Below are 15,086 nucleotides of genomic sequence, written 5' to 3' on the forward strand. Positions count from 1 at the left end.
GACGAGGCGGCGGCCGGCGCCGTGCGTGACAGCCGCCTCGAAGCGGTGTAGCGGCGGGATGCGTCTGCCTGCCTCTTTCGATTACCCCTGCGATTACCTCTGCCGCGTCCCGCGCGGAAAAGCGCCCGCCGAAAAATCCCTGCCTTGTCCCATCCCGCCACGCTCCTGCGCTGGGCGGCGCTGGTCGCCGCCTCGGCCGTCCTCGCCTACGGCCTGACCCTCGCGCATTTTCCCGCCGCCCTGCTGCTCGGGCCGATGCTCGCCGCCATCGTCTTCGGCGTGCGCGGCGCCGGCCTCGCCCTGCCGCGCCCCGCCTTCCTGGCGGCGCAGGCGGTGGTCGGCTGCCTCGTCGCCCGCGCGGCGACCGCCGAGATCGCCGCGACCCTGCGGGAGGACGGCGTCCTCATCCTGGCGGTGGTCGGCGTGACCGTGGCGGCGGGCGCGCTGACCGGGCTGGCGCTGACGCGGCTGCGGATCCTGCCCGGCACCACCGCCGCCTGGGGCTCCTCGCCGGGAGGCGCCGCCGCGATGGTGGCGATGGCGGAGGATTACGGCGCCGATCCCCGGCTCGTCGCCTTCATGCAATATGTCCGCGTCGCCGCCGTCGTGCTCTCGGCCTCGCTCGCCGCGCGGCTGCTCACCGATGTCGGGGGCCCGGCGGGCACCGGCCCCACCGAGGCGTCCTGGAGTTGGCTCGGGCTCCTCGCCACCGCCGCGATGACCGCGGCCGGCTTCGCCCTCGCGGCGCTCGTGCGCCTGCCCTCCGCCCCCCTGATCGGACCGATGCTGCTCGGCGCGGTCCTCCACGCCTCCGGCCTGCTCGACATCGTGCTGCCCGCCCCGGTGCTCGATGCCGCCTACGCCCTGATCGGCTGGTATGTCGGCCTGCGCTTCACCCGCCGGACCCTGGCCGAGACGGTCCACGCTCTGCCGGGGGTTCTGGTGGCGACGGCCGCGATCATCGTCCTCTGCGCCGCCTGGGCCTGGGGACTGACCGGCCTGCTGCCGATCAACTATCTCACCGCCTTCCTGGCCACGAGCCCCGGCGGGCTCGATTCGGTGGCGATCATCGCCATCGGCTCGAAGGCGGACGTGTCCTTCGTGCTGGCCGTGCAGACCCTGCGGCTGTTCGTGGTGCTGGTGACCGGGCCGACACTGGCCAAGTGGATCGCCCGCGCCGCTCCCGGAGACCGGGTTCCGTGACCGCGCTCTATCTCGCCTTCCTGAATTCCTGGCGCGGCCTCGTGTTCGGGGCCCGCACCGAGCGGGCGATCCGGCTGGAGCTGGCGCTGCTGGCGCTGGGCCTCCCTGCGGCGCTGCTCCTCGGCGGCGGCCTGTGGGTGCGGGTGGCGCTGCTGGTCAGCCTGCTGCTGATGCTCGGCGCCGAGTTCCTCAACACCGCCGTCGAGAAGCTGTGCGACCACCTGCACCCGGACCGGCACGCCCGGATCGGCATCGTCAAGGATCTGGCCTCGGCCGGAGCCTTCCTGACCCAGGTGATCGCGGCCCTGATCTGGGTCACGGCGCTGATCGACCGGTTCTAGCGCATCGTCTGTTTCCGAGGGCCGGAAGCCACCTTTCGGGACGGGGCGCTAACGGTCCTCCTGATCGCTCCAGACCGCCCAGCCGCCCCCCAGCGTCGTGAGCGCGATGATGACCCAGACGCCGGTCCGGCCGACGAGATCGATCAGCCACGCATGCACCGCCGACAGGCTGAGCGTGACGATGCAATCCCAGATCCCGAGATAGAGAGCGAAGGCCAGGATCAGGACGGTGAGCGCACGCCTCATCGGTCCTCCGTTTCCTTCCACAGCGCCCAGGCGCCCGCGAACACCATCGCTCCGATCAGAAGCCGCATCCCCGTATGCCCGATCAGATCGACGAGCCAAGCATGGGCCTTGGAGAGGCTCAGATCCAGAAGCCACCCCCATCCTGTCAGAATGACGGCGATGGCGAGGACGATGAGAAGTTTAGCCCAGACCGGCATGGCACCCGCGCTAGGGCATTCTCTCGGATCCGAGAATCGGAGAACGCCCTATCCCATTGTTGGCAGACGTCTTCTTTCGCCGAACCGGCAGACACGTCGGCGGATGCCGATCTAGCACGTTCAGAGAGCCCGACCGAGCGATCCGGCGACGTTCGGCCACACTATGAGCAGGAAAGTGCCACATCATTTGAGACATCTGCCGGAATGTGTGGACGCATCGATTGAAAAGGGGAGCAGCACGCGGTCATTCTACCTGTCGCGACTGCTTCCGATCCGCTGCGGCGACTTGCGGCGGACACCGTCCACACCAGATTCCGCACCGAACGGAGCTGTCATCCCAAATCCGGTTGCTCCCTTCGGGCTCGCGGATTTGGGCTTCGCTCAAACGCCGCGCGGGCTGGCTGAGACGGACCCCGCTCCGATCAAGCGGAACCCGTATCAGATCGCAGCAACCTTAGCCTGTCTCACAGTTTCGTGAAGGACGTATGGCGACCTTCTTCACCGCCGACACGCATTTCGGCGATGCGGCCCTCGTTGAGCGGCGGCGGCGGGTCTTTTCCTCGCTGGAGGCCCATGACGAGGCCTTGATCGCCTGCTGGAACGCGCGGGTCGGGCCGGAGGACGAGGTCTGGCATCTCGGCGATTTCGCGGCGCACACCAGCCGGGAGCATTGCGCCACCGTCTTCAGCCGCCTGAACGGCATCAAGCGGCTCGTGCGCGGCAACCACGATACGAACCGGGTGCTCGCCCTGCCATGGGCCGAGCCGCCGATGGAGAGCGCCCGCATCGGCCTGACAGACGAGGCAGGGCGGGTGTGGCGATTGTTCCTATCCCACTACGCCCACCGCGCCTGGCCCGGCCTGTGGCGCGAGACCCGCCATCTCTACGGCCACACCCATGGCTGCCTGCCCGACACCAGCCGCTCCTGCGATGTCGGCGCCGATGCCTGGGAGTATCGGCCGATCACCCTCGCGGAAGCGGTCGCCCGCCAGGATTGCGCCGTGCAGGTCCCGGAGGAATTGAGTTCGCGCGGCCTGCGGTAACGATCCGGTGTCAGCTCACGGCCAGCGGCAGGGCCTCGACCACGGTCTCCGTGAGCCCGCGCCGCTCCAGTGACCGGCCGAGGGCTGGGTTGAGCCCGCCTCCGCCGGTGAAGATGGCACGCGCGGCGGGCGGCTCGGGCCTCGCGGCGAGCGCGGCCCCCAGGAGCTGGACCACGCGCCGGGCAATGGCCGGGGCCGGATCGATCCAGATCACCGGCCAGGGCGCGAGACGCTCGAAGCGCCCCAGCAGCAGCGGATAATGGGTGCAGGAGAGGCAGACCACGTCGGTGCGCCGGCCATCCGCCCCGGTGACGAAGCAGGGCGCGATCTCGGCGAGGATCGCCGCGTCCGCCACCGGCGCGCCGGCCATCTCGGCCTCGGCGTAACGGGCGAGGTTCTGCGAACCGACCAACGTGACGGCGCAGTCGGCCGCGAAATTCTCGACGAGGTCGTGGGTATAGGCACGGGCGACGGTGCCGGGGGTCGCCAGCAACGAGACGAGGCGCGAGCGCGTCAGCGCGGCCGCCGGCTTGATCGGCGGCACCACCCCGACGAAGGGCGTGACGAAGCGCTGGCGCAGGGCCGGCAGCACCACGGTCGAGGCCGTGTTGCAGGCGATCACCACGAGGTCGGGTGCGTAGCGGGTGAGCAGCCGCTCCATCACCGCGATCACCCGCGCCACGAGCTGCGGCTCGCTCAGACGGCCGTAGGGGAAGGCCGCATCGTCGGCGGCGTAGAGATAGTGTGCGTCCGGTCGCGCCCGGCGGACCTGCTCCAGCACGGTCAGCCCGCCGAGCCCGGAATCGAACACGAGGATGACCGGCTCAGAAGCCTGCGCCGGCAAAGCCGCGGAAAGGGTTGCCCCTGCCATCAGATCGATCCGCATCACAGCCGCCCAGGCTCGCGCATCCATGGAGATCGTGGGGCGGCGAGTGTCCGGGCGCGACGGTTAAGGACATCTCACTGCGGCTGCAAAATGGCCGGCAACACCGCTGAATCGGGCAGGTGCGACAAGGGGTGCGACGAACAGCTTGGCGGACTCGTCCGTTGTCATACGTGAAACGGCATCTATCTCCGGTGCGCAACGGAGGAAGAGATTCCAAAAATGGCAGCGGCCGCAGCAAGTCTTCCCCGATCCGCGCATCGTGCGGCCTTCCCCCCTCCCGCGCTCGATGCCCGTCCGATCCACCGGGATGCCTGGATCGCGGCCTTCCGCGCGGTGCGCGACGAGACCGAGCGCCGGGCCGCCCCGCTCTCGCCCGAGGATCAGCAGATCCAGTCGATGGAGGATGCGAGCCCGACCAAGTGGCACCGGGCGCACACGACATGGTTCTTCGAGCAATTTCTGCTGCGCGAGCACCTTCCCGGCTACGCGATCTACGACGAGCGCCTGCACTACCTGTTCAACTCGTACTATGTGCAGGCCGGCCCCCGGCAGCCGCGCTTCATGCGCGGGATGATCACCCGGCCGACGGCGCAGGAGACCGCCGAGTACCGCGCCCATGTCGACCGCGCCGTGACGGTGGCCCTGCGTGAGGCCTCCGACGAGGCCCTGGCACGGATGCTGCCGATTCTGGAGATCGGACTCCATCACGAGCAGCAGCATCAGGAGCTGATGCTCACCGACATCCTGCACGCCTTCGCCCAGAACCCCCTCGATCCGGTCTACGATGCCCGCTGGGCGATGCCCAGCGCGCAGGCACCCGCCGGCAAATCTGCCTTGGAAAAAGGCATTACCCGGATCGGCCATGACGGGGACGGCTTCGCCTTCGACAACGAGAGCCCGCGCCACGACGTGCTGATGCTGGGCGGCGCGATCGACCGCGGCCTCGTCACGAACGGTGAATGGCTCGCCTTCATGGCCGATGGCGGCTACGCCCGGGCCGAGCTGTGGCTCAATGACGGCTGGGTCTGCGTCCAGCGCGAGGGCTGGGAGGCGCCGGGCTATTGGCGCCGTGAGCGGGACGGCTGGTCGACGATGTCCTTGGCCGGCCGCCGACCGGTCGATCCGGCGGCCCCCGTCACCCATGTCAGCTATTACGAGGCCGACGCCTATGCCCGCTGGGCCGGGCGCGACCTTCCCACCGAAGCGGAGTGGGAGGTGGCCGCCCGCGACGGGCTGATCGAGGACGCCTTCGGCCTCGTCTGGCAATGGACCCGCAGCGCCTACGGCCCCTATCCCGGCTACCGGCCCGTGCCGGGGGCACTCGGCGAGTACAACGGCAAGTTCATGTCGAGCCAATACGTGCTGCGCGGCTCCTCGGTCGCCACCTCGGAGGGTCATGCCCGGATCGGCTACCGCAACTTCTTCTACCCCCACCAGCGCTGGCAATTCACCGGCCTCCGCCTCGCCGACGCGCAGGGCTGACCGTTCGCCCGTCCGTCCCGCCCCGCCGCAACGGAGCAAGCCTTTGACGATCGATCCCCGCCTGAGCGAGACCAGCCCCGCCGCTCCCATCACCGAGAACGGTCTGTTCCTGGCCGATGTCTGGGACGGGCTGGCGGCGAACCCGAAGGCATTGCCGGCCAAGTATTTCTACGACGCGGCCGGCTCAGAGCTGTTCGAGCAGATCACCGTCCTGCCGGAATATTACCCGACCCGGACCGAGCTGCGGATTCTCGACGAGCGGGGCCCGGCCATCGCCGCGCTGCTGCCGGAGGGGGCGGCTCTGGTGGAGTTCGGCAGCGGCTCGACCGCCAAGCTGCGGCGCCTGCTGCGGCACCTGCCGGGCCTTGCCGCCTATGTCCCGGTCGATGTCTCGGGGGAATTCCTGGCGGAGCAGGCGGAAACCCTGCGCGGCGACTTTCCCGACCTGGCCGTGGAGCCGGTGGTCGCCGACTTCACCCGCCCCTTCGGCCTGCCCGAGGGGGTCAAGGACAAGGCGCTCGCAGGTTTCTTCCCCGGTTCGACCATCGGTAATTTCGAGCCCGGCGAGGCGGGCCGCCTCCTCGACGTGTTCGGGCGCATCCTCGGCCCCGGCGCGGTGCTCGTGCTCGGCGTCGATCTCGTGAAAGACCGCGAGGTTCTCGAAGCGGCCTATGACGATGCCGCCGGCGTCACCGCCGCGTTCAACCTCAACCTGCTCCACCGCATCAACCGCGAGCTCGACGGCGAGATCGACCCGGCGCGCTTCACCCATCGCGCCGTCTTCAACGCGGAGGCCTCCCGCATCGAGATGCATCTCGTCAGCCGCCGGGCGCAGACGATCCGCGTCGCCGGGCGCAGCTTCGCCTTCGCCGAGGGCGAGTCGATCCACACCGAGAACAGCTACAAATACACGCTCGACGGCTTCCGGGCGCTCGCCGCCCGCGCCGGCTGGACGGCGGCCGAGGCCTGGACCGACCGGGACGGATTGTTCTCGGTCCACGCCCTGCGCCGGGCGGGATAAAACCCGCCTCGGCCAGACAGAGCGAGAGCCGGCCGGCGCCGAGAAGGGGCGTTCTAGAGCCGGCAGGCGCCGGCCAGGGCCTCGTTCTCGGCGCTCGTGAACAGCCGCGAGCGGATGTGGAAGCGCTTCTCGCGGCCGTTCTCCAGGGAGAACATGCCGCCGCGCCCGGGCACCACGTCGAGCAGGATGTGGGTGTGCTTCCAGACCTCGAACTGCGAGCGCGAGATGAAGAAATCCGCGCCGCCGATCTGGCCGAGATGAACGTCGCCATCGCCCGTGATGAAGTCGCCGACGGGGTAGCACATCGGCGATGAGCCGTCGCAGCAGCCGCCGGACTGGTGGAACATCACCGGGCCGTATTCGGACTTGAGTTCCTCGATCAGTTCCAGCGCCGCCGGGGTCGCGGTCACCCGCAGGGGTGTGCCGGCATTATCGGCTTGTTCCGCCGTCACGGGGTCGATGCTCTCGGCCGGATGGCCCGCCTGTTCGCTCATGGTCGTGTCTCCCTGATCGCCGTTGCGGAGATATCTGACGCGCATGCCGCGAATATCCACGCGGGCGGTTCCGTTCGGCTTGGACATAGCAGAACGGCTCCCGGGCCCGCCGTCGCAACGGCGCGAAGCCTCTGACCGGCTCGGACCGTTTGGGAGCCTGCAGGTGCAGCAGGTCTGAGCCGCCGGAACAGGCGGCCCAAGTCTTGCACCTCTCGGCGTAACGTCGCCGCGACGGGAAAATCCGCCGAGGATTGTTGATGAACGTGCCTGCCCCCGAACGCGCCGCCCCGGCGGTGAAGACGACCTGCCCCTATTGCGGCGTCGGCTGCGGCGTGCTCGCAACCCCGGACGGGCAGGGCGGCGTGGCCATCGCCGGCGATCCCGAGCATCCGTCGAATTTCGGCCGCCTCTGCTCGAAGGGCTCGGCCCTAGGCGAGACCGTCGATCTGCAGGACCGCCTGCTCACGCCGATGCTCGACGGGCAGGCCGTCTCCTGGGAGGGCGCCCTCGGCGCCGTCGCGGGCGGGTTGAAGAAGATCGCGGAGAAGCATGGGCCGGACTCCATCGCCTTCTACCTCTCCGGCCAGTTGCTGACGGAGGATTACTACGTCGCCAACAAGCTGGCGAAGGGCTTCCTCGGCACGCCGCATGTCGACACCAACTCGCGGCTCTGCATGTCCTCCGCGGTGGCGGCGCACCGCCGCGCCTTCGGTGCGGACACGGTGCCCGGCTGCTACGAGGATCTCGACGAGGCCGACCTGATCGTGCTCGTCGGCTCGAACGCCGCGTGGTGCCACCCGATCCTGTTCCGCCGCATGATCGATGCGCGCACGGCGCGCGGCACCAAGATCGTCACCGTCGATCCCCGCCGCACCCAGACCGGCGAGGAGGCCGACCTGCATCTGGGCCTGAAACCCGGCAGCGACACCGCCCTGTTCTCGGGCCTGCTCACCCACCTGGCCGACGCGGCCAAGCTCGACCGGTGCTTCATCGACGAGCACACCGCCGGCTTCGACGGCGCCCTGGAGCGCGCCCGGCAGATCGCTCCGACCGTGGCCGCCACCGCCCGCGCCACCGGCCTCGCGGAGGCCGAGGTGCAGGCCTTCTTCGATCTCTTCGCCGAGACGCCGCGGGTGGTCACCGCCTTCAGCCAGGGCGCGAACCAGTCGGCCCAGGGCACCGACAAGGGCAACGCCATCATCAACTGCCATCTCGCCACCGGGCGGATCGGCCGGCCCGGCATGGGCCCGCTCTCGCTGACCGGCCAGCCCAACGCCATGGGCGGACGCGAGGTCGGCGGACTGGCCAACATGCTGGCCGCCCACATGCACTTCGCCCCCGAGGAGGTGGACCGGGTCCGCCGCTTCTGGAACGCGCCCAACATCATCACCGGCGAGGGGATGAAGGCGGTCGCCCTGTTCGAGGCGATCGAGAAGGGCAAGATCAAGGCCCTTTGGGTGATCGGCACCAATCCCATCGTCTCGATGCCGCGCGCCGACCGCATCCGCGAGGCCCTGGCTGGGCTCGATCTCTACGTCGTCTCGGAAGCCGTCGCGACCAGCGACAGCGCCCGCGTCAGGGGGCGCAAGACCGTGCTGCTGCCGGCTCTCGCCTGGGGCGAGAAGGACGGCACGGTCACCAATTCCGAACGGCGCATCTCGCGCCAGCGCGCCTTCCTGAGGGCACCGGGGCAGGCACGGGCCGATTGGGCGATCCTCTGCGACGTGGCCCGGCGCCTCGGGCACGGCGCCGCCTTCGCCTATCCCAACGCCGCCGCGATCTTCCGCGAGCATGCCGCGCTCTCGGCCTTCGAGAACGATGGCACCCGCGACTTCGATCTCGGCGGACTCGCCGAGATCGGCGAGCGTGCCTACGACGCGCATCTTCCGATGCAGTGGCCGGTGCCGAAGCGCGGGCCGGAGGCGAGGAAGGGCCGCCCCCGCCTGTTCGCGGACGGACGCTTCTACACCTTCGACCAGCGCGCCCGCTTCGTCGCGGTGCAGCCGCCGGCCCTGGCGCAGGCCGTGACCGAGGCGCATCCGCTGGTGCTCAATACCGGCCGCATCCGCGACCACTGGCACACCATGACCCGCACGGGCAAAAGCCAGCGCCTCTCCGCGCACCGGGCGGTGCCCTTCGTCGAGATCCATCCCGACGACGCCGCCCGCCACCGGATCGCCGATGGCGGCTTCGCCCGGGTCACGACCGAACTCGGCAGCGCGATCCTCGAAGTCATGGTGACGGACGGCATCCGACCCGGCTCGATCTTCGCGCCGATGCATTGGAGCGACATGACCTCCTCGAACGGGCGCGCCGCCGCGCTCGCCCGTGGCATCCCCGACCCGGTCTCGGGCCAGCCCGAACTGAAGGCGACCCCGGCGGCGATCGAGGCGGTGGCCTACCGCTCACGCGGCTACCTGCTGACGCGGGAGCCCCTGGCGGCGCCCGCCGGCTGGTGGTGGGCGCGGGCCACCGTCCAGGGCGGTTCCGGCCTGTTGTTCGCCACGCAGGAGGGCTCGCGGGAGATGGCGCTCACCCTGCGGGGGATGTTCCCCGGCCATGAACTGGCGGAATATGTCGATCACGCCCGCGGGCTCTACCGCTGCGCCGTCTATCGCGGGGACCGGCTCGTCGCGGCCCTGGCGGTGGCACCGGGCGCCCAGCGGCCGGAATGGGAACTCGCCAAGCAGATTTTCGCGCGGGGGGAAATGGAGGCCATCGACCGGCGCACCCTGCTCTCCGGCCGGGCCGCCACCGCCTCCGCCGGCCCGGTCATCTGCGCCTGTCACGGCGTCGGTCTCGACGTCATCACGGCGGCGATCTCCGCAGGAGCCGGCTCGGTCGAGGCGGTGGGCGCGGCCTGCAAGGCCGGGACGAATTGCGGCTCGTGCATCCCCGAGATCCGCAAGCTTCTGCCGCAGGCGCTTGCGCGCAGCGCCGCATAGGGGCACCTTTGACGCTCTCCGTCCCCCCTCTCGCCCTCAGCCGAGGTGCTGCGAGCGGCCTGTAAGAGGCTCCCGCGGCGCTTCACACCTCAGGATGAGGCGGTCCGGAATGACCCGTCGAGTCGCACCCGAAGAACCATGAGCACGCCCCGCCAACCCCGCGAAACCCGCGCCGGCCTCGAGCCGCTGGCGGTGCTGCCCGTGTTCGTGCCGCTGCAGGACAAGCGGGCGGTGCTCGCCGGCTCCAATGGCGGCGCGCCATGGAAGGTGAAGCTGCTCGCCGCCACCGGCGCCCGGGTCGATGTCTATGCCGAGACGCCGAGCGAGGAATTGCGCGGCGTACCGGCCGAGATCGCCGCCGGCTCGGTGACGCTGCATGAGCGCCGCTGGACGCCGGAGGATCTCCAGGGCGCCGCCTTCGCCATCGGCGCCATGGAGGACGAGGAGGATTGCATCGCCTTCGTCGCGGCGGCGCGGGCGGCGGGCGCCATCGTCAACGCCGTCGACCGGCCGCATCTCTGCGACGTGAAGTTCGGCGCGATCGTCAATCGCTCGCCGCTGGTGGTCGGCATCTCGACCGAGGGCGCCGCCCCGGTCTTCGGGCAGACCGTGCGGGCGCGGATCGAGGCGATGCTGCCGCGCGGCTTCAAGCACTGGGTCGCGGCGGCCCGCGACTGGCGCGAGGCGGTCTCGGCCCGCTTCCACGGCTTCTCCGAGCGGCGCGGCTTCTGGGAGCGCTTCACCGACCGCGCCTTCGCCGAGCCCGACCGCACCCCGACCGAGGCCGACCTCGCCGATCTCCTGGGCCAGGCCGAGGCCCTGCCGGTGGGCGGTGCCGTCACCCTCGTCGGTGCCGGGCCGGGCGATGCCGAGCTGCTGACCCTCAAGGCGCTGCGGGCCCTGCGCAACGCCGACGTGATCCTCTACGACGATCTCGTCGCCCCGGAGATCCTCGATTACGCCCGGCGCGAGGCCCGCACCATGCTGGTGGGCAAGACCGGCCACGGCCCCTCCTGCCGCCAGGACGACATCAACGCGCTGATGGTGTCGCTGGCCAAGAGCGGCAAGCAGGTGGTGCGGCTGAAATCCGGCGACCCGCTCGTCTTCGGCCGGGCCGGCGAGGAGATCGAGGCCTGCGAGGCGGCGGGCATCCCCTGCACCATCGTCCCCGGCGTCAGCGCGGCACAGGGCGCCGCGGCCTCCCTCGGCGTGTCGCTCACCCACCGCGACGCGGCCCGGCGCCTGCAATTCGTCACCGGCCACGACCGGCGCGGCGCGCTGCCCGAGGATCTGAACTGGGGCGCGCTCGCCGACAGAAGCGTCACCACCGTCGTCTACATGCCCAAGCGCACCCTGGGCGCCCTGCTGGACCGGGCCATCGCAGAGGGGCTCGCGCCCGAAACACCGGCCCTCGTCGTGTTCAACGCCACCCGCGCCAAGCAGGCGACGGTATCCGGCACCGCCGCCGACCTCGCCGGACGGGTCGAGGCCTGCGGCCTGGACGGGCCGGCGATCCTGATGGTCGGAGAGGCGCTCCGCCGGCACAACGCCGGCGGTCTCGACGGAACGGCGGAGGTTCGGGCCGAGGCCTCCTGAGGTTCATGGCGACGAACCGAAACCCCTGAAGTTCCTCCTCCGGACTCGGCAGCGCCGCGGGCTTGTCGTAAGCCCCCCGTTTCACGAACGCGGCCGCCTCGTCCCAGCGGGTCGCTCCTTCCGACACGGCTTCGAGGGCCCCATGCGTCCGTCCCGCAGCGTTCTGATTCCGCTTGCCGCCTTCGTCGCGGGACTTGTGGCGATCTCCGCCGCGCTGGTCATGACGCTGGTGCCGCAGAACCCGCAGGGCGGGGCCAGCGGCATCGGTGGCCCGTTCACCCTGGTGAACCAGGACGGGAAGACGGTGAGCGAGCGCGATTTCGCCGGCAAACCCTACCTGATGTTCTTCGGCTTCACCCATTGTCCCGATGTCTGCCCGACGACCTTGCAGCAGATCAGCGACGTGCTGGCCGCGATGGGGCCGAAGGCGGATGCGCTGACGGTGGCCTTCGTCACCGTCGATCCGGAGCGTGACACGCCGGAGACGCTGAAGACCTACCTGTCGAGCTTCGATCCCCGCATCGTCGGGCTCACCGGCAGCCCGGAGCAGGTGGCGGCGGCGGTCAAGACCTTCCGGGCCTATGCCAAGAAGGTGCCGGGCCAGGGCGGCGACTACACCATGGAGCACACGGCCCTGGTCTACCTGATGAATGCCCGCAACGGCTTCGTCGGGGCGGTCAACCTGAACCGGCCGGCTTCGGAGACGGCGGCGGAGCTGGGCAAGCGGCTCTGACCGGGGCGGGCTCCATCCGCCGTCGCCCGAGGGCACCGCTGCGCGAGCTACGGGCCAGCCCGTGCTCGGTCTTATTCCAGCGATGTGGGGCGCGCAGCAATTCGAGCACCGCGAGCCACGCCGCGAGGCTGACCAGCAGGTGATAGAACGGCAACAGGACGACGAAGGGCACGAGGTCGCGCCAGCCCCGCCGCAGGCAGCCGACCAGGCCGGGCAGCCAGATCGCCGCGAGGCCGGCGAGAAAGACCATCCAAGCGCCGGCCCAGGTCAACTGCGCCAGGATCGTGTCCCCCGCTCCCCCGCCGAGGATCAGTTCGTTGAGGCTACCCGCCATCATGAACGGGTAGAACAGGGCGGAGACCACGGTTCCGGGCACGAAGGCGAGGGCGCACAGGCTCTCCGCCGGGCCGAGCCGGCGCCAGACCTCGCGCGGGCGGCGGCCATGGGTGAAGCTCGTCTGGAGGAAACCTTTCATCCAGCGGCTGCGCTGGCGCAGCCATGCCCGCACATGCTTCGGCGCTTCCTCGAAGGTGGTGCTCGGCAGGTCGCCGACGCGATATCCCGCCAGCGCCATCCGCAGGCCGAGATCGGCATCCTCGGTGACGTTGTACGCGTCCCATCCGCAGAGGGAGCGGAGGACCGGGGTGCGGAAATGCGTCGAGGTGCCGCCGAGCGGAATCGGCATTCGCCACGCCGCGAGAGCCGGAGCCACCACGTCGAACAGGGCCGCGTACTCGATCGCGAACAGACGGGGCAGGAGCCCATCCGCTTGGTTGTCGATGACGAGGCGGCCCTGCAGGCAGGCGGTGGAGACCGGCGCTTCCGCGAACAGCGTCGCCGCGAGCCGGAGCTGGCCCGGATCGATCACGTCCTCCGCGTCGTAGACGACGAGATGGCTGCCGCGGGCCAGCGGCAAGGCCACGTTCAGGGCCCGGGGCTTGGTGCGCGGCAGGCCCCGGGGCACGATCACCACCTCGAACCGGGGCGGAAGCGGCACCGCGTGGAGGATGGCGGCCGTCTCGGTATCGTCGGCCTCCAGAAGGAATTTGATGTCGAGCTTGGCGGCGGGATAGTCGAGCCGCGCCAGGGTCCGCACGAGGCGCGGCACCACCGCCGCCTCCCGGTAGAGGGCGACGAGCACCGTATAGGTCGGCAGGGCCTCGTCGGGCAGGAGCGGCGGCGACGACGCCTCGGCCGCGCCGGTGCCCGCTGCGGCGAGGCGAAACGTCAGCAGGGCGAGCATCAGCGCCTGGACGAGGGCCAGCAGCACGAAGCCGGTGGCTGTCGGCAGGCGCAGGAGCAGGATGAGGATCGCGAGGAAAGCCCCGGCGCAGGCGAGCTCGACCGCGCCCGGCCCCGGACGGCACGACCAGAGGGGATGCAGGCGCCCCAGGGTTTCGGAGGCCGCCTCGGCGATCACGGCCCCGTGCCGGGCGAAGACCGCCCGCCTCAGAGCGGTCGGCGTGGTGATGACGGGCCGATGCGCCAGCCCTCCCGCCGCCGCGATCAGCCGGGCCACGGCCAAGCCGCGGGGCGCGGCGACGACCCGGCACGGCTCGGCCTCCAGCAAAGCGGCGCCGACCGCGAGGCATTGCGGGTAGCGCAGATCACCTCGCAGGGGGACCGGCTCGGCCAGGAAAGCCGTGCCGAGCCGCCGGGCCAGCGCCCGGTAGAAGCTCTCCTCGGAGACGAGGCCGGCATGGAGGAGAGCGGTGGCCGCGTCGGTCCCCGAGTGCCGGGCCAGATCGACGGCTCGGGCCAGGATGTCGGGCGCAATACCCTCGGCGGCGAGGAAGCCGATCTCGGGCGGAAGCGGCGCGACCCTGGCGCTTCGACGGTCGGCAGGGTCGGACAGGGCCATGGCTCCCTGCGGGCCCGGGTCGTGCTAGGGAGGGGCATGGGCCAGGACCACTCCGTCGGCATGTATCGCTTCGTCACCGCAACCCGAGCGTCAAGCCACAGCCGGGGGTTGCTCCTGGCGATCGGCATCGCCCTGTCCGCTTTGCCCGCAGGCGTTGCACGGGCACAACAACCGCCCCCTTCTGCGGCGGCGGAGCCCTCGGCCGTCACCGTTCCGAACTTCTGGAATCCCCGCGCCCGCGGTGAGCGTGTCGAGGCCCCGCAGACGGGGCGGGCGGTGCGTTTCATGACCGACGACGAGTTCCCGCCGCTGCATTTCGCCGGGCCGGACGGGACGCCGACCGGCTTCGCCGTGGAACTGGCCCGAGCCGTCTGCGACCGCCTCGCCATTGCCTGCACGGTTCAGGCGCGCCGCTTCGACACCCTGCTCGACGCCCTCGCCGACAAGCAGGGCGACGTGGTGGCCGCCGCCGTGCCACTGACGCAGGGATTGCGGGCGCGCTTCCTGGCGACGCGGCCCTATTTCCGCTGGCCGGCCCGCTTCATCGCCCGCAAGGACCGTAACCTGCCCGCGCCTTCCGCCGCCGCCCTGGCGGAGCGGAGCGTCGGGGTGGTGGAGGGCAGCGCCCACGAAGCCTACCTCAAGGCCTTCTTCCCCAAAGCCGCGCGCAAGACCTTCACCGATCTCTCGGCGGCCGAGAGCGCACTCAAGCGCGGCGAGATGGATTACCTGTTCGCCGACGGGCTCAATCTCGCGCTGTGGCTGAACGGCCAGGAGGCGGAGACGTGCTGCGCCTTCTCGGGCGGCGACTATCTGGAAAACCGCTATTTCGGCGAGGGCATCGGCTTCGTTACCCGCACCGAGGACGCAGCCCTCGCCCGCGCCCTCGACGACGCCCTGCAACGGGTCTGGGACGACGGGAAGTACACCGAGCTCTATCTGCGCTTCTTCCCAATCAGCCCGTTCTGACGCGCCTCGACGCCGTTGGATCCGCCGGATGCAACACTGGCGGCCGCTCGGGACTTGCCTTTACACTCG

Annotated in this window: 14 protein-coding genes; 9 read left to right on the plus strand and 5 right to left on the minus strand. The window is 70.5% G+C overall.

All coding sequences use genetic code 11. The features are described from left to right. Nucleotides 1-144 precede the first annotated feature (144 nt). Together MZTS_RS03535 and MZTS_RS03540 are read left to right on the plus strand one after the other, a co-directional pair. Complete coding sequence (locus MZTS_RS03535; protein WP_192281642.1) at nt 145-1,203, plus strand: AbrB family transcriptional regulator; 1,059 nt, start codon at nt 145-147, stop codon at nt 1,201-1,203. Beyond that, the gene (locus MZTS_RS03540) at nt 1,200-1,544 is read left to right on the plus strand and encodes a diacylglycerol kinase (RefSeq protein WP_009866204.1); all 345 of its coding nucleotides are present in this window, start codon (nt 1,200-1,202) and stop codon (nt 1,542-1,544) included. The genes MZTS_RS03535 and MZTS_RS03540 overlap by 4 nt, the downstream gene beginning before the upstream one ends. 48 nt (nt 1,545-1,592) lie before the next feature. Here MZTS_RS03540 and MZTS_RS03545 read toward each other — a convergent pair whose 3' ends face one another. Together MZTS_RS03545 and MZTS_RS03550 are read right to left on the minus strand one after the other, a co-directional pair. Next, the gene (locus MZTS_RS03545; RefSeq protein WP_009866203.1) at nt 1,593-1,790 is read right to left on the minus strand and encodes a hypothetical protein; all 198 of its coding nucleotides are present in this window, start codon (nt 1,788-1,790) and stop codon (nt 1,593-1,595) included. Continuing rightward, nucleotides 1,787-1,987 carry a hypothetical protein gene (locus MZTS_RS03550; RefSeq protein ID WP_009866202.1) on the minus strand — a complete coding sequence of 67 codons (201 nt, stop codon included), beginning with the start codon at nt 1,985-1,987 and terminating at the stop codon, nt 1,787-1,789. Before MZTS_RS03550 ends, MZTS_RS03545 begins: the two co-directional genes overlap by 4 nt. 485 nt (nt 1,988-2,472) lie before the next feature. Between MZTS_RS03550 and MZTS_RS03555 the strand changes: the two genes are divergently transcribed. Next, nucleotides 2,473-3,030 (plus strand): metallophosphoesterase, encoded by a 558-nt coding sequence (locus MZTS_RS03555; protein ID WP_192281645.1) that lies wholly within the window; start codon nt 2,473-2,475, stop codon nt 3,028-3,030. 10 nt (nt 3,031-3,040) lie between these two features. Here MZTS_RS03555 and murI read toward each other — a convergent pair whose 3' ends face one another. Beyond that, complete coding sequence (murI, locus tag MZTS_RS03560; protein WP_192281647.1) at nt 3,041-3,916, minus strand: glutamate racemase; 876 nt, start codon at nt 3,914-3,916, stop codon at nt 3,041-3,043. Nucleotides 3,917-4,135: 219 nt separating this feature from the next. On the opposite strand from murI, the gene egtB reads away from it, so the two are divergent. Together egtB and egtD are read left to right on the plus strand one after the other, a co-directional pair. Beyond that, nucleotides 4,136-5,398 (plus strand): ergothioneine biosynthesis protein EgtB, encoded by a 1,263-nt coding sequence (gene egtB, locus MZTS_RS03565; RefSeq protein ID WP_192281650.1) that lies wholly within the window; start codon nt 4,136-4,138, stop codon nt 5,396-5,398. 43 nt (nt 5,399-5,441) lie between these two features. Next, a complete protein-coding gene (gene egtD, locus MZTS_RS03570; RefSeq protein WP_192281653.1) occupies nt 5,442-6,419 on the plus strand; it encodes an L-histidine N(alpha)-methyltransferase in 978 nt (325 codons plus the stop codon). A gap of 53 nt (nt 6,420-6,472) precedes the next feature. Here egtD and MZTS_RS03575 read toward each other — a convergent pair whose 3' ends face one another. After that, nucleotides 6,473-6,913, minus strand: a complete 441-nt coding sequence (locus MZTS_RS03575; protein WP_192281656.1) for a DUF779 domain-containing protein — start codon at nt 6,911-6,913, stop codon at nt 6,473-6,475. Between the two features lie 257 nt (nt 6,914-7,170). Between MZTS_RS03575 and MZTS_RS03580 the strand changes: the two genes are divergently transcribed. The 3 genes from MZTS_RS03580 to MZTS_RS03590 all read left to right on the plus strand — a co-directional run bounded on the left by MZTS_RS03580 (nt 7,171) and on the right by MZTS_RS03590 (nt 12,187). Next, nucleotides 7,171-9,858 (plus strand): nitrate reductase, encoded by a 2,688-nt coding sequence (locus MZTS_RS03580; protein ID WP_192281659.1) that lies wholly within the window; start codon nt 7,171-7,173, stop codon nt 9,856-9,858. 138 nt (nt 9,859-9,996) lie between these two features. After that, nucleotides 9,997-11,454 carry a siroheme synthase CysG gene (gene cysG, locus MZTS_RS03585; protein WP_192281662.1) on the plus strand — a complete coding sequence of 486 codons (1,458 nt, stop codon included), beginning with the start codon at nt 9,997-9,999 and terminating at the stop codon, nt 11,452-11,454. A 142-nt stretch (nt 11,455-11,596) separates the two neighbouring features. Next, nucleotides 11,597-12,187, plus strand: coding sequence for an SCO family protein (locus MZTS_RS03590; RefSeq protein WP_192281665.1), 591 nt, complete (start codon nt 11,597-11,599; stop codon nt 12,185-12,187). On the opposite strand, the gene MZTS_RS03595 is transcribed toward MZTS_RS03590, so the two are convergent. Next, complete coding sequence (locus MZTS_RS03595; RefSeq protein ID WP_210329097.1) at nt 12,132-14,048, minus strand: glycosyltransferase family 2 protein; 1,917 nt, start codon at nt 14,046-14,048, stop codon at nt 12,132-12,134. The genes MZTS_RS03590 and MZTS_RS03595 overlap by 56 nt on opposite strands. Before the next feature lie 36 nt (nt 14,049-14,084). On the opposite strand from MZTS_RS03595, the gene MZTS_RS03600 reads away from it, so the two are divergent. Continuing rightward, complete coding sequence (locus tag MZTS_RS03600; RefSeq protein WP_192281669.1) at nt 14,085-15,017, plus strand: transporter substrate-binding domain-containing protein; 933 nt, start codon at nt 14,085-14,087, stop codon at nt 15,015-15,017. Nucleotides 15,018-15,086: the final 69 nt, after the last annotated feature.

The sequence above is a fragment of the Methylorubrum zatmanii genome, from assembly GCF_014845115.1.
GTDB lineage: Bacteria > Pseudomonadota > Alphaproteobacteria > Rhizobiales > Beijerinckiaceae > Methylobacterium > Methylobacterium zatmanii.